We start from the raw sequence: 24,028 nt of genomic DNA, 5'->3' as shown, positions 1-24,028 counted from the left end.
TAGTGATTGAGTACTAACTTCCTGGCATGGCAAGGATGAGTGCGGAAGAGCGGCGCGAGAGCGTCATTCGTGCGGCGATCGCCGAGTTCGCCCGAGGCGGTTACGCCGCCACCTCCACCGAGGCGATCGCCAAGCGCGTCGGCGTCTCGCAGCCGTACCTGTTCCGTCTTTTCCCCAACAAGCAGGCCATGTTCCTCGCCGCCACCGAGCGCTGTCTCGCGGACACCCGGAAGGTCTTCTCCGATGCGGCCGAAGGGCTTGAGGGCGAAGAAGCGCTTCATGCCATGGCTGTCGCGTATCAGCGTCTGATCGTCGACGATCCGGACAAGCTGCTCCTGCAGATGCAGATGTATGCGGCCGTCGCGGCGGCCGAGGCATCGGGGGACCATGAGTTCGGCGAGTCGGCGCGCGCCGGCTGGCTGCAGATGTGGGACGAGGCCCATCTCGCGCTCGGCGCCGATGCCGATGAGACGACCACGTTTCTTGCGTACGGCATGCTCATCAACACGCTGACCTCGCTCGGCTTCCCGGCCGGTCACCGGGTCTGGTCGGGGTTCTATGAGTCGGCCAGGCCGATCACCTGAACGGTACGACCCGAGCTCTGCCCGGTTTTCTGCCCAGAGAAGTTAGTAATGGATAACTAACCCCCAGGGGGAACAGTGAACCAGCACACGACAGGCCGCTTAGGAGCGGTCTGGGCCCTCGTCATCACCAGCGTCGCAGGATTCATGGCGGCCCTCGACAACCTCGTCGTCACCACCGCCCTGCCCTCCATCCGCACAAGCCTCGGCGGCGAACTGACGGAGCTCGAATGGACGGTGAACGCCTACACCCTGACCTTCGCCGTGCTGCTGATGCTCGGGGCCGCACTCGGCGACCGGTTCGGCCGCCGCCGGCTCTTCCTCACCGGGCTCACCGTCTTCACCGGGGCCTCCGCCGCGGCCGCCCTCTCACCCGGCATCAACGAACTCATCGCCTTCCGGGCCGTCCAGGGTGTGGGCGCGGCGATCATGATGCCGCTGACGCTCACCCTGCTCACGGCCGCCGTGCCACCCGCCCGTCGTGGTGCCGCGCTCGGCATCTTCAGCGCCGTCACCGGGCTGGCCGTGGCCAGTGGCCCCCTGATCGGCGGCAGCCTCACCGAGCACCTCTCCTGGCAGTGGATCTTCTGGCTGAACGTCCCGATCGGTCTGGCCTTGCTCCCCCTGGCGCGACTGCGCCTGGCGGAGTCGCACGCGCCGGACTCGCGGCTCGACATCCCCGGCACGCTCCTGGTCAGCGGCGGACTCTTCGGCATCGTCTACGGCCTGGTCAACGCCAACTCCGACGGCTGGACCAGCCCCACCGTCCTCACGGCCCTGATCGCCGGTGCCGTGCTCGTCGGCGGGTTCATCCACCACGGCTTCCACGCGAAGAACCCGATGCTGCCCATGCGGCTTTTCCGCAGCCGCGCGTTCTTCGGGATCAACATGGCCAGCCTGCTGATGTTCCTCGGGATGTTCGGGTCGATCTTCCTGCTCAGCCAGTATCTCCAGGGCGTACTGGGCTACTCGCCCACCGAGGCCGGCCTGCGGATGCTGCCCTGGACCGGAATGCCGATGCTGGTCGCACCCGTCGCGGGGGCCCTCTCCGACCGCTTCGGCGGCCGCCCGGTGGTCGTGGCCGGGCTCGCCCTTCAGGCAGCCGGTCTCGCCCTCTTCGCGCTGGTCATCGGCCCCGATGCCTCGTATGCCTCGCAGCTGCCCGGTCTGATCGTCGGCGGCATCGGCATGGCCCTGTACTTCGCACCCGCTGCCAGCCTCGTGATGTCCAGCGTCCGCCCCTCCGAGCAGGGCATCGCCTCCGGCGCCAACAACGCCCTGCGCGAGGTCGGCGGATCCCTCGGGGTCGCCGTGCTCGCCACGGTCTTCTCCTCGCAGGGCGGTTACGCATCCGCGCGGTCCTTCACGGACGGGACTGTTCCGGCGTTGTGGATCGGCTCCGGTGTGGTGGCGCTGGCCGCCCTCGTCGCCCTGCTGATCCCCGCCCGCCGTGGCGACGCCGCCCCGGAGCCCGAAGCGGCCGAGGATCGCGTTCTCGCCGCCTGAGCCACGGTTCCCCGTCCGTACCGGTCCGTGGCCCCGCCCGAGCGGCGGGACCACGGACCGTACTCTTGTCCCCGTGCAGGAACTCCACGACGCCCCCCTCGCCCCCCTGACCACTTTCCGGCTCGGCGGCCCCGCCACCCTTCTCCGCACGGCGACAACCGACGACGAGGTGATCGAAGCCGTGCGCGAGGCCGACGAGAGCGGCACCCCGCTCCTCGTCATCGGCGGTGGCAGCAACCTGGTCATCGGCGACAAGGGCTTCGACGGCACCGCCCTGCGCATCGCGACCCAGGGCTTCACCCTGGACGGCACGACGCTGGAACTGGCCGCGGGGGAGGTCTGGACGGACGCCGTCGCCCGGGCCGTCGAGGCCGGTCTCGCAGGTATCGAGTGCCTGGCCGGAATCCCCGGCTCCGCCGGCGCCACCCCGATCCAGAACGTCGGCGCGTACGGCCAGGAGGTGGCCACCACCCTGACGGAGGTCGTCGCCTACGACCGGCACACCCGCGAGACGGTCACCCTCCCGAACGCCGCGTGCGCCTTCTCGTACCGGCACAGCCGTTTCAAGGCCGAGCCGGACCGTTTCGTGGTGCTCCGCGTCCGCTTCGAACTGGAGGACGTGGGCGGTCTGTCCGCCCCCCTGAATTACCCCGAGACGGCCCGGGTCATGGGCGTCGAGCAGGGCGAGCGGGTGCCCGTCGCGGTGGCCCGCGAAACGGTGCTCGGACTCCGCGCCGGCAAGGGCATGGTGTTGGACCCGGCGGACCACGACTCCTGGTCGGCCGGCTCCTTCTTCACCAACCCGATCCTGGAGGCGGCGGAGTACGAGGCGTTCCTCGCCCGCGCGAAGGACCGGCTCGGCCCCGGCGCGACGCCCCCCGCCTTCCCCGCGGACGGGGGCCGCACCAAGACCTCCGCGGCCTGGCTGATCGACAAGGCCGGCTTCACCAAGGGATACGGCACGGGTCCGGCCCGCATCTCCACCAAGCACACGCTCGCGCTCACCAACCGCGGCGACGCGACCACCGAGGACCTCCTCGCGCTCGCCCGGGAGGTCGTCGCCGGGGTCCACGAGGCATTCGGCGTCACGCTCGTCAACGAACCTGTGACGGTCGGTGTGAGCCTGTAACGGGGTGGGGAGGGCGGGCGGCCCGGGCATCAGGCCACGGAGGCCCCCTGGTCCGTCGGCGCGGACAACCAGGCGTCGATGCCCGCCAGGAGCCGGTCCTGGACCGTGTCCGGCGCCACGGAGCCGCGTACCGACTGCCTGGCCAGCTCCGCCAGCTCCGCGTCCGTGAAGGCGTGGTGATGCCGCACGAGGTCGTACTGCTCGGCCAGGCGTGAGCCGAAGAGCAGCGGATCGTCCGCGCCGAGCGCCATCGGCACCCCGGCCTCGAACAGGGCGCGCAGGGGTACGTCGGCGGGCTTCTCGTAGACGCCGAGCGCCACGTTCGACGCCGGGCACACCTCGCAGGTCACCCCGCGCTCCGCCAGCCTGCGCAGCAGCCGCGGGTCCTCGGCGGCGCGCACCCCGTGCCCGATCCGGGCCGCGTCCAGGTCGTCCAGACAGTCCCGCACGCTGGACGGGCCGGCCAGCTCACCGCCGTGCGGGGCCGCCAGCAGGCCGCCCTCACGGGCGATGGCGAAGGCCCGGTCGAAGTCCCGGGCCATGCCGCGGCGCTCGTCGTTGGAGAGCCCGAATCCGACGACGCCCCGGTCGGCGTACCGCACCGCGAGCCGGGCCAGCGTGCGGGCGTCCAGCGGATGCTTCATCCGGTTCGCCGCGATCACCACCCGGATCGGCAGACCGGTCTCGCGCGACGCGCTGTCCACCGCGTCCAGGATGATCTCGATGGCCGGGATCAAGCCGCCGAGCAGCGGGGCGTACGAGGTGGGATCAACCTGGATCTCCAGCCAGCCGGAGCCGTCGGCGACGTCCTCCTGGGCCGTCTCGCGGACCAGCCGCTGGATGTCCTCGGGGGCCCTCAGACAGGAGCGGGCGATGTCGTAGAGCCGCTGGAAGCGGAACCATCCGCGTTCGTCCGTGGCCCGTAGCTTGGGCGGCTCGCCGCCGGTCAGGGCCTCCGGCAGGTGCACGCCGTACTTGTCGGCGAGTTCCAGCAGGGTCGTGGGCCGCATCGACCCGGTGAAATGCAAGTGCAGGTGGGCCTTGGGCAACAGCCGTACATCACGCTCCATTCCAAGATCCTGCCGCACGCACGGGGCCGACGGTAGTTGATTTCCCCATCGAGTTGTCCTCGAACGCGCGAGCGACCCCCGGCTGGAGCCGGGGGTCGCTCGCTGGGTTCGGGACGCGCCGGTCGCCGAACCGGCTAGGCCTTGGCCTCGGCCAGCAGCTTCTGGATCCGCGAGACGCCCTCGACGAGGTCGTCATCGCCCAGGGCGTAGGAGAGCCGCAGGTAGCCCGGCGTACCGAAGGCCTCGCCCGGTACGACCGCGACCTCGGCCTCGTCCAGGATGAGCGCCGCCAGCTCGACCGAGGTGGCCGGGCGCTTGCCGCGGATCTCCTTGCCGAGCAGCGCCTTCACCGAGGGGTATGCGTAGAACGCACCTTCGGGCTCCGGGCAGAACACGCCGTCGATCTCGTTGAGCATCCGGACGATGGTCCGCCGGCGGCGGTCGAAGGCGGTGCGCATCTCGGCGACCGCGTCCAGGTTCCCGGAGACGGCGGCCAGCGCGGCGACCTGGGCGACGTTGGAGACGTTGGACGTGGCGTGCGACTGCAGGTTGGTCGCGGCCTTGACGACGTCCTTCGGGCCGATGATCCAGCCCACCCGCCAGCCGGTCATCGCGTACGTCTTCGCGACACCGTTGACCACGATGCACTTGTCCCGCAGCTCGGGCAGGATCGCGGGCAGCGAGGTGAACTTCGCGTCGCCGTAGACCAGGTGCTCGTAGATCTCGTCGGTCAGCACCCACAGGCCGTGCTCCACGGCCCAGCGGCCGATCGCCTCGGCCTCGGCCTCGCTGTACACGGCGCCGGTCGGGTTCGACGGGGAGACGAACAGGACGACCTTCGTGCGCTCCGTGCGGGCCGCCTCCAGCTGCTCGACGGAGACCCGGTAACCGGTGGTCTCGTCGGCCACGACCTCCACCGGGACACCGCCGGCCAGCCGGATCGACTCGGGGTAGGTGGTCCAGTACGGCGCCGGGACGATGACCTCGTCGCCCGGGTCGAGGATGGCGGCGAAGGCCTCGTAGATGGCCTGCTTGCCGCCATTGGTGACCAGGATCTGGGCGGGGTCGACCTCGTAGCCGGAGTCGCGCAGCGTCTTCTCCGCGATGGCGGCCTTGAGCTCGGGGAGGCCACCCGCCGGGGTGTAGCGGTGGTACTTCGGATTGCGGCAGGCCTCGACCGCCGCCTCGACGATGTAGCCGGGCGTCGGGAAGTCGGGCTCACCGGCGCCGAAGCCGATGACCGGCCGGCCGGCCGCCTTGAGGGCCTTGGCCTTGGCGTCGACGGCGAGGGTGGCGGACTCGGAGATCGCCCCGATGCGGGCGGAGACCCGGCGCTCGGAGGGAGAAGTTGCAGCGCTCATGGCCCCCATGGTCCCAGACCGCGTTCCCGGTCGGCACACGGGTTTCAGGGACCGGACAGGACACGGACAGCATGCGGACAAGAGGCGACCGGGAGTGATCGGAAGCTATCTGTTCGACGCCGGGCCGAGGAACACGTACACTCACCTGTCGTTGGCCTTCACCAGCCGCACCGTTCCTGCGCCCCGACCATCGGGGAAGATGCGGTAGGTTGGTGGAAACCACAAAGGGTCGTAGCTCAATTGGTAGAGCACTGGTCTCCAAAACCAGCGGTTGGGGGTTCAAGTCCCTCCGGCCCTGCTACACACTCCTTCGCCAGGACGTGTGCGCATGTACGTACTTCAATGCACCGCCGTGCGGCTCCACCGGGCGCGGCACGGCCATGACCCGGAATCAGGTGAGTAGCGTGACGGACGCCGTGGGCTCCATCGACATGCCTGATGCCGAGGATGAAGCGCCCGAGTCGAAGAAGAAGACTCGGAAGGGCGGAAAGCGCGGAAAGAAGGGCCCGCTGGGTCGTCTCGCGCTGTTCTACCGCCAGATTGTCGCCGAGCTGCGCAAGGTTGTCTGGCCGACTCGCCAACAGCTGACGACATACACCTCCGTGGTGATTGTGTTCGTCGTCGTCATGATTGGTCTGGTGACCGTGGTTGACTTCGGTTTCCAGCGGGTCGTCAAGTACGTCTTCGGCTGATCCCGCGGAGGGCGCCTCATGGGCGCCCCTTTCGCATGTTCCACCCATTTGTATCCAGGAAGAAGCAGCCACCGTGTCTGACCCGAACCTGAACGACGCCGTCGAGCCGACGGCGGGCGCCTTCGAGTCCGCCGAGGACGAGCTCGAGATCGTCGAGGGAGCGGACGCCGAGGAGCCGGACCAGGCCGAAGCTGCCGACGCCGCCGCGGGTGAGCCCGCCGAGCAGGCCGCCCTGCACACCGAGGACATCGACGAGGCCGCCGAGGCCGACGCCGGGTCCGAGGGCGACGAGGCCGCAGAGGCCGGGGAAGAGGCCGAGCCGGCCGCCCCCGTCGACGCCGTCGCAGCCCTGCGTGAGGAGCTGCGCGGCCTTCCCGGCGAGTGGTATGTCATCCACACGTATGCCGGTTACGAGAAGCGCGTGAAGGCCAACCTGGAGCAGCGCGCCGTCTCGCTCAATGTCGAGGACTTCATCTACCAGGCCGAGGTGCCCGAGGAAGAGATCGTCCAGATCAAGAACGGCGAGCGCAAGAACGTCCGCCAGAACAAGCTCCCGGGCTATGTCCTGGTGCGCATGGACCTGACGAACGAGTCCTGGGGCGTCGTCCGCAACACTCCCGGTGTCACCGGCTTCGTGGGCAACGCCTACGACCCGTACCCGCTGACCCTGGACGAGATCGTCAAGATGCTCGCCCCGGAGGCCGAGGAGAAGGCCGCCCGCGAGGCCGCCGAGGCCGAGGGCAAGCCGGTTCCGGCCCGTAAGGTCGAGGTGCAGGTGCTCGACTTCGAGGTCGGCGACTCGGTCACCGTCACCGACGGCCCGTTCGCGACGCTGCAGGCGACGATCAACGAGATCAACGCCGATTCGAAGAAGGTCAAGGGTCTCGTGGAGATCTTCGGCCGCGAGACCCCGGTCGAGCTCAGCTTCGACCAGATCCAGAAGAACTGACGACTTTCCGCCAGTTTCTGGACGCATGCCTACCCAGCAGGTCAGACCGGCTCCGCAGCCGGTCTGACCTGCTCGGTTTTTGGACGCGTGACGATACCCGTTATCGTTGTGCGGTATGCCTCCATCCGGATGACCGGAAGGCGGCGAAAAAACTCTCACTAGGACCCGGAGAGAGCAATGCCTCCCAAGAAGAAGAAGGTCACGGGGCTTATCAAGCTCCAGATCAACGCCGGTGCGGCCAACCCGGCCCCGCCGGTCGGCCCCGCGCTCGGCCAGCACGGCGTCAACATCATGGAGTTCTGCAAGGCCTACAACGCCGCGACCGAGTCGCAGCGTGGCATGGTCGTGCCGGTGGAGATCACGGTCTACGAGGACCGTTCCTTCACCTTCGTCACCAAGACTCCGCCGGCCGCGAAGCTGATCCTCAAGGCCGCGGGCGTGGAGAAGGGCTCCGGCGAGCCGCACAAGACCAAGGTCGCCAAGCTGACGGCCGCCCAGGTCCGCGAGATCGCCACGACGAAGCTCCCCGACCTGAACGCCAACGACCTCGACGCCGCGTCGAAGATCATCGCTGGCACCGCCCGTTCCATGGGCATCACGGTCGAAGGCTGATTCAGCCCCTCACACCCCCAGTGGTAGGGCCAAGCGCTGGCCCGCACCACGACTCCACACCCTGAAACCACAGGAGCAGAAGTGAAGCGCAGCAAGAACCTCCGCGCTGCGGACGCCAAGATCGACCGGGAGCGCCTCTACGCCCCGCTCGAGGCCGTCCGTCTCGCCAAGGAGACCGCGACCACCAAGTTCGACGGCACTGTCGAGGTCGCCTTCCGTCTGGGCGTCGACCCGCGCAAGGCCGACCAGATGGTCCGTGGCACCGTGAACCTCCCGCACGGCACCGGCAAGACCGCCCGGGTCCTGGTCTTCGCGACCGGTGACCGTGCTGCGGCCGCGGAAGCCGCGGGCGCCGACATCGTCGGCGCCGACGAGCTCATCGACGAGGTCGCGAAGGGCCGTCTGGACTTCGACGCCGTCGTCGCCACCCCGGACCTCATGGGCAAGGTCGGCCGCCTCGGCCGGGTGCTCGGTCCGCGTGGTCTGATGCCGAACCCGAAGACCGGCACCGTCACCCCCGACGTCGCGAAGGCTGTCACCGACATCAAGGGCGGCAAGATCGAGTTCCGCGTCGACAAGCACTCGAACCTGCACTTCATCATCGGCAAGGTCTCCTTCGACGAGACGAAGCTGGTCGAGAACTACGCCGCGGCGCTGGAGGAAGTCCTCCGTCTGAAGCCGTCCGCCGCCAAGGGCCGCTACATCAAGAAGGCCGCGCTGGCCACCACGATGGGCCCCGGCATCCCGCTGGACGCCAACCGCACCCGTAACCTCCTCGTCGAGGAGGACCCGGCCGCCGTCTGAGCCCCCGCGCTCGGCAGCAGGCCGTGTCACGTGTGACAGGGACGGGCCCCGCAACCTTTCGAGGTGCGGGGCCCGTCCTCGTTTCCCCACAGGAAACCGGAAGCTGTGTCGGAGCTGTGCGTTAGCGTGAGCCTTCGACAGTCGAACGAGGGGTGGGAGCCGATATGAGGACCATGACCGCACGACGCGCGGGTCTGACGATGGCGGTGGCGGCCGCGCTGACGTCGGTCGCGGCCTGCGGGGGGACGGACGTCAAGGGCGAGGGCCACCGCGGTGTCGTGGTGAAGGCCGACCCGATCGCCGCGCTGCGCACCGTCCAGAAGAAGACCGATGGCGCGAGCTCGGCCAAGATCGAGGGCACCATCCGGATGGGCACCACCATGTCCATGAAGCAGAGCGGCACCGTCGACTGGTCCGACGGTCTCACCGGCACCATGGAGATCACCTACACCGGCGGCAGCATGGCGGAGGCCATGACGCAGAACGGTGGCAGCTCCACGATGCAGGCCCGCTACTTCAAGGACGGCTACATCGTCAACATGGGCGATGTCTTCGCCAAGCAGGCCGGCGGCAAGCACTGGATCAGCTACGGCTACGCCGACCTCGCCGAGCTGGCGGGCGCTTCCGGCGAGGCAGTGAAGCAGCAGATGCAGAACACCACCCCCGAACAGGGCGTGAAGTCCCTGCTCGCCTCCGGCGACGTGAAGAAGGTCGGCCAGGAGGAGGTGCGCGGGGTCTCCACGACCCACTACTCCGGCACCGTCGACGTCGCCGAGCTCACCGCGAAGAACTCCGCGCTCGACGCCGACCAGGTGACGCAGCTGAAGAAGCAACTGGGCGACGCGGGGATCACCACCGAGACGATCGACATCTGGGTCGACGAGAACGACCTGCTGGTCAAGAAGACCGAGCGCGGCCGGATGACGACCGGCGAGCTGAGCTCGACGGTGTACTACAGCGACTACGGCACCCAGGTCTCGGTCGAGAAGCCGCCGGCCGGTGACACGGTCGACTTCGCCGACCTCGTGAAGCAGCAGCAGGAGGCCGGCGCGGACGTGGGCTGAGACCGCGCGATGCCCGGTCCCGGGGGGTTCGAAACCTCCCGCACCCCTCGAAGAAGGGCGGATTTGCCCAGCGCGACTCCGGTCGCGTACTCTCCTACAGAAGCCAAAGACCGCTGGTCGTTGTTGTGCCTTCGCAAGAGGGAGCAGCAACCGAAGGATCCGTCGAGTGCGGGCGACCTGCGCAGGTGACTGTGGAAAGCTCCCGGACTCTGTTCGGTTGAGCTACGCCCTGGCGCCTGCGCCGGGGCGTTCGTCTTTCCCGGCCCCTTCTGAGCGGTCCTCATCACCCGGAAGGAGGCCGACGCTCATGGCAAGGCCCGACAAGGCTGCCGCGGTAGCCGAGCTCGCGGACCAGTTCCGCAGCTCGAACGCCGCCGTGCTGACCGAGTACCGGGGTCTCACCGTGGCCCAGCTCAAGCAGCTGCGCCGTTCGCTCGGTGAGAACGCCCAGTACGCCGTGGTGAAGAACACGCTGACCAAGATTGCGGCCAACGAGGCCGGGATCGACGCGCTGGACGACCTGTTCGCAGGTCCGACGGCGGTTGCCTTCGTCACCGGTGACCCGGTGGAGTCGGCGAAGGGTCTTCGTGACTTCGCCAAGGACAACCCGAACCTCATCATCAAGGGCGGTGTCCTTGATGGCAAGGCGCTGTCCGCCGATGAGATCAAGAAGCTTGCGGACCTCGAGTCCCGCGAGGTTCTGCTCGCCAAGCTGGCGGGCGCCATGAAGGGCAAGCAGACTCAGGCTGCTCAGGTCTTCCAGGCGCTCCCGTCGAAGTTCGTCCGCACCGCGGAGGCGCTTCGTGCCAAGCAGGCCGAGCAGGGCGGTGCCGAGTAATTCGGCTCGCGCATTGATCGCCGCCCATCAGGGCGACGGTCGCAGCGGGCCGAACGTACGCCCGCCTTCATGTACATCCGGCACCAGCCGAATTAGTGGAAGGACGCCATCATGGCGAAGCTGTCCCAGGACGACCTGCTCGCGCAGTTCGAAGAGATGACCCTCATCGAGCTCTCCGAGTTCGTGAAGGCCTTCGAGGAGAAGTTCGACGTCACCGCCGCCGCCGCGGTCGCCGTTGCCGCCCCGGGTGCCCCCGGTGCCGCCGCCGAGGCCGTCGAGGAGAAGGACGAGTTCGACGTCATCCTCACCGGCGCCGGCGAGAAGAAGATCCAGGTCATCAAGGTCGTGCGTGAGCTGACCTCGCTGGGTCTGAAGGAGGCCAAGGACCTCGTCGACGGCACCCCGAAGCCGGTCCTCGAGAAGGTCGCCAAGGAGGCCGCCGAGAAGGCTGCCGAGTCCCTCAAGGCCGCCGGCGCTTCCGTCGAGGTCAAGTGACTCAGGGAGTCTGCTGACTCCTTCTGACGGCCCGTGCCGGTCGGTACGGACGTCAAAACACGAAGGGCGATCACCCATCCGGGTGGTCGCCCTTCGGCGTTCCTGCGTCGGCTGCCTTGCTCTTCCGATGGTGACGAGTATGGTGATCATCGCCGTTGCCTCTCGGGGCCGGTGCCGGCGCCCGGAGACGGTCGGAGTGAGGGCCGAGGGGGAGCCGTCCTGGCAGGGGGGCCTTGACGAACCGCACGCGGCGCGCAATTCTCAGGACGCGTTGCCACATCGATCCGAAACCGAGGCATGGATCGCGTGCGAAGAGGGCAGTAAAGAAGAGCGCATCCGCGCAGGAGCTAGACGTAGGTGTTGAGAACAGCTGTTGCGAGCAACGTGGGTCTCTGAGAACCCCGACTGGACATCAGTGTGCCGTTTGGCTACACTGACCCTTTGCGCTGCCTGTTAGCTGCCTCCTGCCCGTCACCAGGGGCATGCCCACGCTTGAGCATCGATGACCGAACATCTCTGACCTGGGATTTCTGTCTCCATGTACAACTTGGGACCGGTACGCGCGTAGTGAGTCCGAGCCCTCGGAAGGACCCCCTCTTGGCCGCCTCGCGCAACGCCTCGACCGCGAATACGAACAACGGTGCCAGCACCGCCCCGCTGCGCATCTCCTTTGCAAAGATCAAGGAGCCCCTCGAGGTTCCGAACCTCCTCGCGCTGCAGACCGAGAGCTTTGACTGGCTCCTCGGCAATGCCGCCTGGAAGGCTCGCGTCGAGGCTGCTCTTGACAGTGGACAAGACGTCCCCACCAAGTCCGGACTGGAGGAAATCTTCGAGGAGATTTCACCGATCGAGGACTTCTCCGGGTCGATGTCGCTCACGTTCCGCGACCACCGCTTCGAACCCCCGAAGAACTCGATCGACGAGTGCAAGGAGCGCGACTTCACGTACGCCGCCCCGCTCTTCGTCACGGCTGAGTTCACCAACAACGAGACCGGTGAGATCAAGTCTCAGACGGTCTTCATGGGCGACTTCCCGCTCATGACGAACAAGGGCACCTTCGTCATCAACGGCACCGAGCGTGTCGTGGTGTCGCAGCTGGTCCGTTCGCCCGGTGTCTACTTCGACTCCTCCATCGACAAGACGTCCGACAAGGACATCTACTCCGCCAAGATCATCCCGTCCCGGGGTGCCTGGCTGGAGATGGAGATCGACAAGCGCGACATGGTCGGCGTCCGCGTCGACCGCAAGCGCAAGCAGTCCGTCACCGTTCTCCTGAAGGCGCTCGGCTGGACCACCGAGCAGATCCTGCAGGAGTTCGGCGAGTACGAGTCCATGCGCGCCACCCTGGAGAAGGACCACACCCAGGGCCAGGACGACGCGCTGCTCGACATCTACCGCAAGCTGCGTCCGGGCGAGCCGCCCACGCGCGAGGCCGCGCAGACGCTGCTGGAGAACCTCTACTTCAACCCGAAGCGCTACGACCTCGCGAAGGTCGGCCGCTACAAGGTGAACAAGAAGCTCGGTGCCAACGAGCCGCTGGACGCCGGCGTGCTCACCACCGACGACATCATCGCCACCATTAAGTACCTGGTGAAGCTGCACGCCGGTGAGACCGAGACGGTCGGCGAGTCCGGTCGCTCGATCATGGTCGAGACCGACGACATCGACCACTTCGGCAACCGCCGTATCCGTAACGTCGGTGAGCTGATCCAGAACCAGGTCCGTACGGGTCTCGCCCGTATGGAGCGCGTCGTGCGCGAGCGCATGACCACCCAGGACGTCGAGGCGATCACGCCGCAGACCCTGATCAACATCCGGCCGGTCGTCGCCTCCATCAAGGAGTTCTTCGGCACCAGCCAGCTGTCCCAGTTCATGGACCAGAACAACCCGCTGTCGGGTCTGACGCACAAGCGTCGTCTCAACGCCCTCGGCCCGGGTGGTCTCTCCCGTGAGCGGGCCGGCTTCGAGGTCCGTGACGTTCACCCGTCGCACTACGGCCGCATGTGCCCGATCGAGACGCCGGAAGGCCCGAACATCGGTCTGATCGGTTCGCTCGCCTCGTACGGCCGGATCAACGCGTTCGGTTTCATCGAGACGCCGTACCGCAAGGTCGTCGACGGCCAGGTCACCGACGAGGTCGACTACGTCACCGCCGACGAGGAGGACAGGTTCGTCATCGCCCAGGCGAACGCGACCCTCTCCGAGGAGCTGCGCTTCACCGAGCCGCGCGTCCTGGTCCGCCGCCGTGGCGGCGAGGTCGACTACGTGCCGCCGGCCGAGGTCGACTACATGGACGTCTCGCCGCGCCAGATGGTGTCCGTCGCCACCGCGATGATCCCCTTCCTGGAGCACGACGACGCCAACCGTGCCCTCATGGGCGCGAACATGATGCGCCAGGCGGTGCCGCTGATCAAGTCCGAGGCCCCGCTCGTCGGTACCGGCATGGAGTACCGCTGCGCCACCGACGCCGGTGACGTGCTGAAGGCCGAGAAGGACGGTGTGGTCCAGGAGGTCTCCGCGGACTACATCACCGTGACCAACGACGACGGCACGTACACCACGTACCGCATCGCCAAGTTCATGCGCTCCAACCAGGGCACCTCGGTCAACCAGAAGGTCGTCGTCTCCGAGGGCGACCGGGTCGTGGCCGACCAGGTGCTCGCCGACGGTCCGGCCACCGAGAACGGTGAGATGGCCCTCGGTAAGAACCTGCTCGTGGCGTTCATGCCGTGGGAGGGTCACAACTACGAGGACGCGATCATCCTGTCGCAGCGCCTCGTGCAGGACGACGTCCTCTCCTCGATCCACATCGAGGAGCACGAGGTCGACGCCCGTGACACCAAGCTCGGCCCCGAGGAGATCACCCGGGACATCCCGAACGTCTCCGAGGAGGTCCTCGCCGACCTCGACGAGCGCGGCATCATCCGTATCGGTGCCGAGGTCGTCGCCGGTGACATCCTCGTCGGCAAGGTCACGCCCAAGGGTGAGACCGAGCTGACCCCCGAGGAGCGCCTGCTCCGCGCGATCTTCGGTGAGAAGGCGCGCGAGGTGCGCGACACCTCGCTGAAGGTGCCGCACGGTGAGATCGGCAAGGTCATCGGCGTCCGCGTCTTCGACCGCGAAGAGGGCGACGAGCTGCCGCCGGGCGTGAACCAGCTGGTCCGCGTCTACGTCGCGCAGAAGCGCAAGATCACCGACGGTGACAAGCTCGCCGGCCGTCACGGCAACAAGGGCGTCATCTCGAAGATCCTTCCGATCGAGGACATGCCGTTCCTGGAGGACGGCACCCCGGTCGACATCATCCTCAACCCGCTGGGTGTCCCGTCCCGAATGAACCCGGGACAGGTCCTGGAGATCCACCTCGGCTGGCTCGCCAGCCGCGGCTGGGACGTCTCCGGCCTCGGTGACGAGTGGGCCAAGCGCCTGCAGGCCATCGGCGCCGACCAGGTCGCCCCCGGCACCAACGTCGCCACCCCCGTCTTCGACGGTGCGCGCGAGGACGAGATCTCCGGCCTCTTCCGGGCCACGATCCCGAACCGCGACGGCAACCGCATGGTGCAGCCCTCCGGCAAGGCCCAGCTATTCGACGGCCGCTCCGGCGAGCCGTTCCCGGACCCGGTCTCGGTCGGGTACATGTACATCCTCAAGCTGCACCACCTGGTCGACGACAAGCTCCACGCGCGTTCGACCGGCCCGTACTCCATGATCACGCAGCAGCCGCTGGGTGGTAAGGCGCAGTTCGGTGGGCAGCGATTCGGTGAGATGGAGGTGTGGGCCCTTGAGGCTTACGGCGCCGCATACGCCCTCCAGGAACTCCTGACGATCAAGTCCGACGACGTCACCGGCCGCGTGAAGGTCTACGAGGCGATCGTCAAGGGCGAGAACATCCCCGAGCCCGGCATTCCCGAGTCCTTCAAGGTGCTCATCAAGGAAATGCAGTCGCTCTGCCTCAATGTGGAGGTGCTGTCCTCGGACGGCATGTCCATCGAGATGCGCGACACGGACGAGGACGTCTTCCGCGCGGCGGAGGAGCTCGGTATCGACCTGTCCCGGCGCGAGCCGAGCAGCGTCGAAGAGGTCTGACGGGTTGGCCGGCCGGATCCCCGTGATCCGGCCGGCTCTCCCCGGACCCGTTCAGACCATTGCTGAAGTGCCCCGATTTCTCGCGTGAGCGAGGGGGCTCGAACCCCCGAAAGAGGGATTGACGACAAGTGCTCGACGTCAACTTCTTCGACGAGCTGCGGATCGGCCTGGCCACCGCGGACGACATCCGGACCTGGTCCCATGGCGAGGTCAAGAAGCCGGAGACCATCAACTACCGCACCCTCAAGCCTGAAAAGGACGGACTCTTCTGCGAGAAGATCTTCGGTCCGACCCGGGACTGGGAGTGCTACTGCGGCAAGTACAAGCGTGTCCGCTTCAAGGGCATCATCTGTGAGCGCTGTGGCGTCGAGGTCACCCGCGCCAAGGTGCGCCGTGAGCGCATGGGTCACATCGAGCTCGCCGCTCCCGTCACCCACATCTGGTACTTCAAGGGCGTCCCGTCGCGTCTGGGCTACCTGCTGGACCTCGCGCCGAAGGACCTCGAGAAGGTCATCTACTTCGCTGCGTACATGATCACGTTCGTCGACGAGGAGCGCCGCACGCGCGACCTCCCGTCGCTGGAGGCGCACGTCTCCGTCGAGCGTCAGCAGATCGAGAACCGTCGCGACTCCGACCTCGAGAACCGCGCCAAGAAGCTCGAGACCGACCTGGCCGAGCTGGAGGCCGAGGGCGCCAAGGCGGACGTGCGCCGCAAGGTGCGCGAAGGCGCCGAGCGTGAGATGAAGCAGCTGCGCGACCGCGCGCAGCGCGAGATCGACCGCCTCGACGAGGTGTGGAGCCGCTTCAAGAACCTCAAGGTCCAGGACCTGGAGGGCGACGAGCTGCTCTACCGCGAGCTGCGTGACCGCTTCGGCACGTACTTCGACGGCTGCATGGGTGCCGCTGCTCTGCAGAAGCGCCTGGAGTCCTTCGACCTCGAGGAGGAGGCCGAGCGCCTCCGCGAGATCATCCGCACCGGCAAGGGCCAGAAGAAGACCCGTGCGCTCAAGCGCCTCAAGGTCGTCTCCGCGTTCCTGCAGACCAGCAACAAGCCCAAGGGCATGGTGCTCGACTGCGTGCCGGTCATCCCGCCGGACCTGCGTCCGATGGTGCAGCTGGACGGTGGCCGCTTCGCGACCTCCGACCTGAACGACCTGTACCGCCGTGTGATCAACCGCAACAACCGTCTGAAGCGGCTCCTGGACCTCGGTGCCCCGGAGATCATCGTCAACAACGAGAAGCGCATGCTTCAGGAGGCTGTTGACGCCCTCTTCGACAACGGTCGTCGCGGCCGCCCGGTCACGGGCCCCGGCAACCGCCCGCTCAAGTCCCTCAGCGACATGCTGAAGGGCAAGCAGGGTCGTTTCCGTCAGAACCTGCTCGGCAAGCGTGTGGACTACTCCGCGCGTTCCGTGATCGTCGTCGGTCCGCAGCTCAAGCTGCACCAGTGCGGTCTGCCGAAGGCCATGGCGCTGGAGCTCTTCAAGCCGTTCGTGATGAAGCGCCTGGTCGACCTGAACCACGCGCAGAACATCAAGTCGGCCAAGCGCATGGTCGAGCGCGGCCGCACCGTGGTGTACGACGTCCTCGAAGAGGTCATCGCCGAGCACCCGGTGCTGCTGAACCGTGCACCGACCCTGCACCGCCTCGGCATCCAGGCCTTCGAGCCGCAGCTGGTCGAGGGCAAGGCCATCCAGATCCACCCGCTCGTCTGCACCGCGTTCAACGCGGACTTCGACGGTGACCAGATGGCCGTGCACCTGCCGCTCTCCGCGGAGGCGCAGGCCGAGGCCCGCATCCTGATGCTGTCCTCGAACAACATCCTGAAGCCGGCCGACGGCCGTCCCGTCACCATGCCGACCCAGGACATGGTGCTGGGCCTGTTCTTCCTCACCACGGACGAGGAGGGGCGCAACGTCATCGGACAGGGCCGTTCCTTCGGTTCCACGGCCGAGGCGATCATGGCGTTCGACGCCCGGGAGCTCTCGCTCCAGACGCAGGTCGACATCCGCTTCCCGGTGGGCACCATCCCGCCGCGTGGCTGGGTGCCGCCGGTCGCCGAAGAGGGCGAGCCCGAGTACCAGCCGGGTGACACCTTCCGGCTGCGTACCTCGCTGGGCCGCGCGCTCTTCAACGAGCTGCTGCCCGAGGACTACCCGTTCGTCGACTACTCGGTGGGCAAGAAGCAGCTCTCCGAGATCGTCAACGACCTCGCCGAGCGCTACCCCAAGGTCATCGTGGCGGCGACGCTCGACAACCTGAAGGCGGCGGGCTTCCACTGGGCGACCCGTTCCGGTGTCACCGTGTCCATCTCCGACGTCGTGGTCCCCGAGGCCAAGAAGGCGATCGTTGCTGGCTACGAGGCCCAGGACGAGAAGGTCCAGAAGCAGTACGAGCGCGGTCTGATCACCAAGGACGAGCGCACGCAGGAACTCATCGCGATCTGGACCAAGGCGACCAACGAGGTCGCCGAGGCGATGAACGCGAACTTCCCCAAGACGAACCCCATCTTCATGATGGTTGACTCGGGTGCCCGAGGAAACATGATGCAGATGCGTCAGATCGCCGGTATGCGTGGTCTGGTGTCCAACGCCAAGAACGAGACGATCCCGCGTCCGATCAAGGCGTCCTTCCGTGAGGGCCTCACCGTTCTGGAGTACTTCATCTCCACGCACGGTGCCCGTAAGGGTCTGGCGGACACCGCCCTGCGTACCGCCGACTCGGGTTACCTGACCCGTCGTCTGGTGGACGTCTCGCAGGACGTGATCATTCGCGAGGAGGACTGCGGCACCGACCGCGGCCTGAAGCTGAAGATCGCCGTCAAGGGTGAGGACGGTGTCCTGCGCAAGACGGAGGACGTCGAGACCTCGGTCTACGCCCGCATGCTCGCCGAGGACGTCGTCGTCGACGGCAAGGTCATCGCGCCCGCCAACGTCGACCTCGGTGACGTCCTGATCGACGCCCTGGTGGCCGCCGGCGTCGAGGAGGTCAAGACCCGCTCGGTCCTGACCTGTGAGTCCGCGGTCGGCACCTGTGCCTTCTGCTACGGACGCTCGCTCGCCACCGGCAAGCTGGTCGACATCGGTGAGGCGGTCGGCATCATCGCCGCCCAGTCCATCGGTGAGCCCGGTACCCAGCTGACGATGCGTACCTTCCACACCGGTGGTGTGGCCGGTGACGACATCACCCAGGGTCTGCCCCGAGTCGTCGAGCTCTTCGAAGCCCGTACGCCCAAGGGTGTCGCCCCGATCTCGGAGGCGGCAGGCCGCGTCCGTATCGAGGAGACCGAGAAGACCAAGAAGCTCGTCGTCACCCCGGACGACGGCAGCGACGAGACGGCCTTCCCGATCTCGAAGCGCGCCCGTCTGCTGGTGGGCGAGGGCGACCACGTCGAGGTGGGCCAGAAGCTCACCGTGGGTGCCACCAACCCGCACGACGTGCTGCGGATCCTCGGTCAGCGCGCGGTCCAGGTCCACCTGGTCGGCGAGGTCCAGAAGGTCTACAACTCGCAGGGTGTGTCGATCCACGACAAGCACATCGAGATCATCATCCGGCAGATGCTGCGCCGTGTGACGATCATCGAGTCCGGCGACGCGGAGCTGCTGCCGGGCGAGCTCGTCGAGCGCTCGAAGTTCGAGACCGAGAACCGTCGTGTGGTCACCGAGGGCGGTCACCCCGCCTCCGGCCGTCCGCAGCTGATGGGTATCACCAAGGCCTCGCTGGCGACGGAGTCCTGGCTGTCGGCCGCCTCCTTCCAGGAGACGACCCGAGTCCTGACGGATGCGGCGATCAACGCCAAGTCCGACAGCCTCATCGGCCTCAAGGAGAACGTCATCATCGGTAAGCTCATCCCGGCCGGTACGGGCCTGTCCCGCTACCGCAACATCCGGGTCGAGCCGACCGAGGAGGCCAAGGCCGCGATGTACTCGGCCGTCGGCTACGACGACATCGACTACTCGCCGTTCGGCACGGGCTCCGGCCAGGCCGTTCCGCTGGAGGACTACGACTACGGTCCGTACAACCAGTAAGCGAGTCGCTTGAACGACCGGAGGGCGGTCACCCCGTACACCACGGGGTGGCCGCCCTCCGGCGTATGCACAGGCTTGGTGAACCCGTGGTGAGCGTGGGGCCTTCCAAGTAAAGTCCCCCCTTGTTCTAGGGACTTGACGGTGGAACATGGGGGCGGGCGTGGAGACGGCACGTGTCTTCTTCGGTATCACGGCGGCGTTATCGATGCCATGGGGAACAGGTTGGCAGCGGACGCGTCCATGGCTGACCGTGTCCTTCGTCGCCCTGTATGGCGCGTACACCATCGCTCCGTATGCGCACGAGCCGAAGCCCTGGTCGGCGTTTGTCACCGCTGTTCTACTCGCCTACGGATCGGTCCTGCTGTATCGGCAGGCTGCGACGCCGTCGTCCGGCTTCTCGATCACTCTGCCTCTGACCGCGGGCTCCTCGTCGACGAGACGGGCAGGAGCCGTCCTGCTGTCCGTCGCCGTGCTGCTGTCGTTGTGGACGGCAGGCGGGACAACCGTCACCCTGGGCAGCGATCTGTTGCACAGTGATCGAGCGGCGATCTTCCTGTCGGCTCTTCTCCTTGCGGTGTTCGGTGGCGGAACTCTGGCCCAGGCGGCCACGGCTCCGGTCTGTGCCGAAGTCGATTCGATGCCGGACGGACCGGAAAAGACCAAGGCTCTGGATTTCATGAGTGGCAGCAAGAACATCGGTTTGCTGGAGCGTGGACTCCTCTTCGTTTTCATTGCCGCCGGCCAGCCCGAAGCTGCCGCTCTTGTCCTGGCGGCCAAGTCGCTGGCGCGCGTACCGACGAACGACCACGGCAAGCACGCGTCGGAATACTTCCTTATCGGTACGCTGGCCAGTGTCATCGCGTCCCTGGCGATGGGCATGGCTGCTCGCTCCGCGGTCGGGCTGCCTGTGCTCTAGGAGGAGGGCTTTTGGACCTGACCGAGCACCCATTAGTCCGGAAGCTCCTGTCCCTCGACCTGGCGCTCGGCGACTACGTCGTCGCGGGCAGCGGACCCATGCTGGCCCATGGACTCAGGGAGACCGTGGGAGACCTGGACATCGTGGCGAGGGGGGCGGCGTGGAAGACAGCCGTCAGCCTGGCCGAACCCATTCCGGCACCGTCCGGGCACGGCCGTATGGTGCTGCTCTTCGGTGGTTGTCTTGAGGTGTTCGACCGCTGGCTGCCCGGCTCCGCGGAGCCCGACGAACTGATCGAAGCGGCCGAATTCATCCAGGGCATACCGTTCTGCCCGCTCCGTGAGGTGGCTATCTGGAAGGGAAGATCCAATCGCCGGAAGGACCAAGAGGATCTTGCCTTGATTCAGAGATATTTGAACGGCAACGGGCTGAAGGGCGAACAGGGGGATTGAGTCCTGGCGAATACCTCGGCCTGAAGGTCAGGCGGAGGGCGCCGTAGAGACGGAACGCCGCCCCGGCGTGTCCCGGTGGACAGCATTTGTTTTGACCGGAGTCGACGAGGTAGGTACGCTCAGACCTTGTGCCTGGGGTGTGCCTGGGTTCCTGTGCGTGTCTTCAACCGCATGGAGAGTCCGCCACTGGCCACCGCAATCTGCGCTCACTTCTGCCGTGTGGCAGGGGTACGCAGTATTCGACACACCCGACCGCGTGGGTCGGTGACGTTCCAGGTTAGTTTCACGAACGGCACACAGAAACCGGAGAAGTAGTGCCTACGATCCAGCAGCTGGTCCGGAAGGGCCGGCAGGACAAGGTCGAGAAGAACAAGACGCCCGCACTCGAGGGTTCGCCCCAGCGCCGCGGCGTCTGCACGCGTGTGTTCACGACCACCCCGAAGAAGCCGAACTCGGCCCTCCGTAAGGTCGCGCGTGTGCGTCTGACCTCGGGCATCGAGGTCACGGCCTACATCCCGGGTGAGGGACACAACCTGCAGGAGCACTCCATCGTGCTCGTGCGTGGTGGCCGTGTGAAGGACCTGCCGGGTGTTCGTTACAAGATCATCCGCGGCTCCCTTGACACCCAGGGCGTCAAGAACCGCAAGCAGGCTCGCAGCCGCTACGGCGCCAAGAAGGAGAAGTAAGAATGCCTCGTAAGGGCCCCGCCCCGAAGCGCCCGGTCATCATCGACCCGGTCTACGGTTCTCCTCTTGTCACCTCGCTGATCAACAAGATCCTGCTCAACGGCAAGCGTTCCACTGCCGAGCGGATCGTGTACGGCGCCATGGAAGGCCTCCGCGAGAAGACCGGCAACGACCCGGTCATCACGCTGAAGCGCGCGCTTGAGAACGTCAAGCCCTCGCTCGAGGTCAAGTCCCGCCGTGTCGGTGGCGCCACCTACCAGGTGCCGATCGAGGTCAAGCCCGGTCGCGCCTCCACCCTCGCGCTGCGCTGGCTCGTGGGTTACTCCCGCGCCCGCCGTGAGAAGACCATGACCGAGCGCCTCATGAACGAGCTGCTCGACGCCTCCAACGGTCTTGGCGCTGCCGTCAAGAAGCGCGAGGACACCCACAAGATGGCCGAGTCCAACAAGGCCTTCGCGCACTACCGCTGGTAGTCGCTACCCACATCGAGACCGAGAGAAGATTGAGCCTTATGGCCACCACTTCGCTTGACCTGGCCAAGGTCCGCAACATTGGGATCATGGCCCACATCGACGCGGGCAAGACGACCACCACTGAGCGGATCCTGTTCTACACCGGCGTCTCGTACAAGATCGGTGAAGTCCACGACGGCGCTGCCACGATGGACTGGATGGAGCAGGAGCAGGAGCGCGGCATCACGATCACGTCGGCCGCGACGACCTGCCACTGGCCGCTCAATGATGTTGACCACACCATCAACATCATCGACACCCCCGGGCACGTCGACTTCACCGTCGAGGTGGAGCGTTCGCTCCGCGTCCTCGACGGCGCTGTCACCGTGTTCGACGGTGTCGCGGGCGTCGAGCCGCAGTCCGAGACCGTCTGGCGTCAGGCGGACCGCTACGGCGTTCCGCGTATCTGCTTCGTCAACAAGCTCGACCGCACCGGTGCGGACTTCTTCCGCTGCGTCACCATGATCACGGACCGCCTCGGCGCGACCCCGATCGTGATGCAGCTCCCCATCGGCGCCGAGGCCGACTTCACGGGTGTCGTCGACCTCGTGACGATGAAGGCGTTCGTCTACTCCGCCGAAGCCAGCAAGGGCGAGGCGTACGACATCGTCGACATCCCGGCCGAGCTGGCCGAGGCTGCCGAGGAATGGCGTGCCAAGCTCCTCGAAGCCGTCGCGGAGAACGACGAGGCGCTCATGGAGCTCTACCTGGAGGGCGAAGAGCCCACCGTGGAGCAGCTCTACGACGCCATCCGTCGCATCACCATCAACTCGGGCAAGGGCGGCGAGACCACCGTCACCCCCGTGTTCTGCGGCACCGCGTTCAAGAACAAGGGCGTTCAGCCCCTGCTCGACGCCGTCGTGCGCTACCTCCCCTCCCCCCTGGACGTCGAGGCCATCGAGGGCCACGGCGTCAAGGACCCGGAGGAGGTCGTCAAGCGCAAGCCGTCCGAGGACGAGCCGCTCGCGGCCCTCGCGTTCAAGATCATGAGCGACCCGCACCTCGGCAAGCTCACCTTCGTCCGGGTCTACTCGGGCCGCCTGGAGTCCGGCACCTCGGTGCTGAACTCCGTCAAGGGCAAGAAGGAGCGCATCGGCAAGATCTACCGCATGCACGCGAACAAGCGTGAGGAGATCGAGTCGGTGGGCGCCGGCGACATCGTCGCCGTCATGGGCCTGAAGCAGACCACCACCGGTGAGACGCTGTGCGACGACAAGGCCCCGGTGATCCTGGAGTCCATGGACTTCCCGGCACCGGTCATCCAGGTCGCCATCGAGCCCAAGTCCAAGGGTGACCAGGAGAAGCTGGGTGTCGCCATCCAGCGTCTCTCGGAGGAGGACCCCTCCTTCCAGGTGCACTCGGACGAGGAGACCGGCCAGACCATCATCGGTGGTATGGGTGAGCTCCACCTCGAGGTCCTCGTCGACCGCATGAAGCGCGAGTTCCGCGTCGAGGCGAACGTCGGCAAGCCGCAGGTCGCGTACCGCGAGACGATCCGCAAGGCCGTCGAGCGCATCGACTACACCCACAAGAAGCAGACCGGTGGTACCGGTCAGTTCGCCAAGGTGCAGATCGCGATCGAGCCCCTCGAGGGCGGCGAGTCCTCGTACGAGTTCGTCAACAAGGTCACCGGTGGCCGCATCCCCAAGGAGTACATCCCCTCGGTGGACGCGGGTGCGCAGGAGGCCATGCAGTTCGGCATCCTGGCCGGGTACGAGATGACGGGCGTCCGCGTCACGCTTCTCGACGGTGGCTACCACGAGGTCGACTCCTCCGAGCTGGCGTTCAAGATCGCCGGTTCGCAGGCGTTCAAGGAGGGTGCCCGCAAGGCGTCCCCCGTGCTCCTCGAGCCGATGATGGCCATCGAGGTCACGACGCCCGAGGACTACATGGGCGACGTCATCGGTGACATCAACTCCCGCCGTGGCCAGATCCAGGCCATGGAGGAGCGCAGCGGCGCTCGCGTCGTGAAGGGCCTCGTGCCCCTCTCGGAGATGTTCGGCTACGTCGGAGATCTCCGTAGCAAGACTTCGGGTCGCGCAAGCTACTCGATGCAGTTCGACTCCTACGCCGAGGTTCCGCGGAACGTCGCCGAGGAGATCATCGCGAAGGCCAAGGGCGAGTAACTCTCCCGAGCTCACGCTTTAGGCTTGTCACCGGAGCCTCGTGGGGCATTCGTCGCAGAGCGCAAGCAATGCGGTGAATGCCCCCGGCCCCGGCATCCCAGCAAAGATCACCCTGGCGCCGATG

General features: G+C 66.9%; 19 protein-coding genes and 1 tRNA gene. 18 read left to right on the top strand and 2 right to left on the bottom strand.

Going from position 1 to position 24,028, the window contains the following annotated elements; genetic code table 11:
* The first annotated feature begins 35 nt into the window (after positions 1 to 35).
* The 3 genes from AB0L71_RS04180 (at position 36) to AB0L71_RS04170 (ending at position 3,216) form a co-directional block, all read left to right on the top strand.
* Entirely contained in the window at positions 36 to 584 is a 549-nt protein-coding gene (locus AB0L71_RS04180) for a helix-turn-helix domain-containing protein (protein WP_365238340.1), read from the top strand.
* A gap of 75 nt (positions 585 to 659) precedes the next feature.
* On the top strand, positions 660 to 2,087 hold the full coding sequence (locus tag AB0L71_RS04175; protein ID WP_365237570.1) for a DHA2 family efflux MFS transporter permease subunit: 1,428 nt from the start codon (positions 660 to 662) through the stop codon (positions 2,085 to 2,087).
* A 73-nt stretch (positions 2,088 to 2,160) separates the two neighbouring features.
* Positions 2,161 to 3,216: a UDP-N-acetylmuramate dehydrogenase gene (locus tag AB0L71_RS04170; protein ID WP_365237567.1), complete on the top strand. Its 1,056-nt coding sequence runs from the start codon at positions 2,161 to 2,163 to the stop codon at positions 3,214 to 3,216.
* Between the two features lie 29 nt (positions 3,217 to 3,245).
* Here AB0L71_RS04170 and AB0L71_RS04165 read toward each other — a convergent pair whose 3' ends face one another.
* Together AB0L71_RS04165 and AB0L71_RS04160 are read right to left on the bottom strand one after the other, a co-directional pair.
* Positions 3,246 to 4,286, bottom strand: a complete 1,041-nt coding sequence (locus AB0L71_RS04165; RefSeq protein ID WP_365237565.1) for an adenosine deaminase — start codon at positions 4,284 to 4,286, stop codon at positions 3,246 to 3,248.
* 134 nt (positions 4,287 to 4,420) lie between these two features.
* Entirely contained in the window at positions 4,421 to 5,647 is a 1,227-nt protein-coding gene (locus AB0L71_RS04160; RefSeq protein WP_365237562.1) for a pyridoxal phosphate-dependent aminotransferase, read from the bottom strand.
* 225 nt (positions 5,648 to 5,872) lie between these two features.
* Between AB0L71_RS04160 and AB0L71_RS04155 the strand changes: the two genes are divergently transcribed.
* From AB0L71_RS04155 to fusA, 15 genes are all read left to right on the top strand, one after another.
* Positions 5,873 to 5,945, top strand: a tRNA-Trp gene (locus AB0L71_RS04155).
* Positions 5,946 to 6,051: 106 nt separating this feature from the next.
* Positions 6,052 to 6,339 carry a preprotein translocase subunit SecE gene (gene secE / locus AB0L71_RS04150; protein ID WP_365237560.1) on the top strand — a complete coding sequence of 96 codons (288 nt, stop codon included), beginning with the start codon at positions 6,052 to 6,054 and terminating at the stop codon, positions 6,337 to 6,339.
* 73 nt (positions 6,340 to 6,412) lie between these two features.
* Positions 6,413 to 7,288: a transcription termination/antitermination protein NusG gene (gene nusG, locus AB0L71_RS04145; RefSeq protein ID WP_365237557.1), complete on the top strand. Its 876-nt coding sequence runs from the start codon at positions 6,413 to 6,415 to the stop codon at positions 7,286 to 7,288.
* A gap of 177 nt (positions 7,289 to 7,465) precedes the next feature.
* Entirely contained in the window at positions 7,466 to 7,900 is a 435-nt protein-coding gene (rplK, locus tag AB0L71_RS04140; RefSeq protein ID WP_006126872.1) for a 50S ribosomal protein L11, read from the top strand.
* Positions 7,901 to 7,981: 81 nt separating this feature from the next.
* Positions 7,982 to 8,704: a 50S ribosomal protein L1 gene (gene rplA, locus AB0L71_RS04135; protein WP_365237555.1), complete on the top strand. Its 723-nt coding sequence runs from the start codon at positions 7,982 to 7,984 to the stop codon at positions 8,702 to 8,704.
* Between the two features lie 164 nt (positions 8,705 to 8,868).
* Positions 8,869 to 9,768 (top strand): hypothetical protein, encoded by a 900-nt coding sequence (locus AB0L71_RS04130; protein ID WP_365237552.1) that lies wholly within the window; start codon positions 8,869 to 8,871, stop codon positions 9,766 to 9,768.
* Positions 9,769 to 10,075: 307 nt separating this feature from the next.
* Positions 10,076 to 10,606: a 50S ribosomal protein L10 gene (gene rplJ, locus AB0L71_RS04125; RefSeq protein ID WP_365237550.1), complete on the top strand. Its 531-nt coding sequence runs from the start codon at positions 10,076 to 10,078 to the stop codon at positions 10,604 to 10,606.
* 111 nt (positions 10,607 to 10,717) lie between these two features.
* Positions 10,718 to 11,101, top strand: a complete 384-nt coding sequence (gene rplL, locus AB0L71_RS04120) for a 50S ribosomal protein L7/L12 (protein ID WP_358856897.1) — start codon at positions 10,718 to 10,720, stop codon at positions 11,099 to 11,101.
* A gap of 597 nt (positions 11,102 to 11,698) precedes the next feature.
* Positions 11,699 to 15,184 (top strand): DNA-directed RNA polymerase subunit beta, encoded by a 3,486-nt coding sequence (gene rpoB / locus AB0L71_RS04115; protein WP_365237547.1) that lies wholly within the window; start codon positions 11,699 to 11,701, stop codon positions 15,182 to 15,184.
* 128 nt (positions 15,185 to 15,312) lie between these two features.
* Positions 15,313 to 19,212, top strand: a complete 3,900-nt coding sequence (locus AB0L71_RS04110) for a DNA-directed RNA polymerase subunit beta' (protein WP_365237545.1) — start codon at positions 15,313 to 15,315, stop codon at positions 19,210 to 19,212.
* A 160-nt stretch (positions 19,213 to 19,372) separates the two neighbouring features.
* A complete protein-coding gene (locus tag AB0L71_RS04105; RefSeq protein ID WP_365237543.1) occupies positions 19,373 to 20,128 on the top strand; it encodes a hypothetical protein in 756 nt (251 codons plus the stop codon).
* Between the two features lie 11 nt (positions 20,129 to 20,139).
* Entirely contained in the window at positions 20,140 to 20,580 is a 441-nt protein-coding gene (locus AB0L71_RS04100) for a hypothetical protein (protein WP_365237540.1), read from the top strand.
* Between the two features lie 314 nt (positions 20,581 to 20,894).
* Positions 20,895 to 21,266 carry a 30S ribosomal protein S12 gene (rpsL, locus tag AB0L71_RS04095; protein ID WP_003948652.1) on the top strand — a complete coding sequence of 124 codons (372 nt, stop codon included), beginning with the start codon at positions 20,895 to 20,897 and terminating at the stop codon, positions 21,264 to 21,266.
* A gap of 2 nt (positions 21,267 to 21,268) precedes the next feature.
* Complete coding sequence (rpsG, locus tag AB0L71_RS04090; RefSeq protein WP_093897234.1) at positions 21,269 to 21,739, top strand: 30S ribosomal protein S7; 471 nt, start codon at positions 21,269 to 21,271, stop codon at positions 21,737 to 21,739.
* Between the two features lie 38 nt (positions 21,740 to 21,777).
* Positions 21,778 to 23,904, top strand: a complete 2,127-nt coding sequence (fusA, locus tag AB0L71_RS04085) for an elongation factor G (RefSeq protein ID WP_365237537.1) — start codon at positions 21,778 to 21,780, stop codon at positions 23,902 to 23,904.
* Positions 23,905 to 24,028: the final 124 nt, after the last annotated feature.

Origin of the sequence: Streptomyces sp. NPDC052052 (genome assembly GCF_040680455.1) — a bacterium.
Lineage (GTDB): Bacteria > Actinomycetota > Actinomycetes > Streptomycetales > Streptomycetaceae > Streptomyces.
Note: the sequence above shows the minus strand (reverse complement) of the source record. Positions and strands in the feature narration are given on the sequence as shown.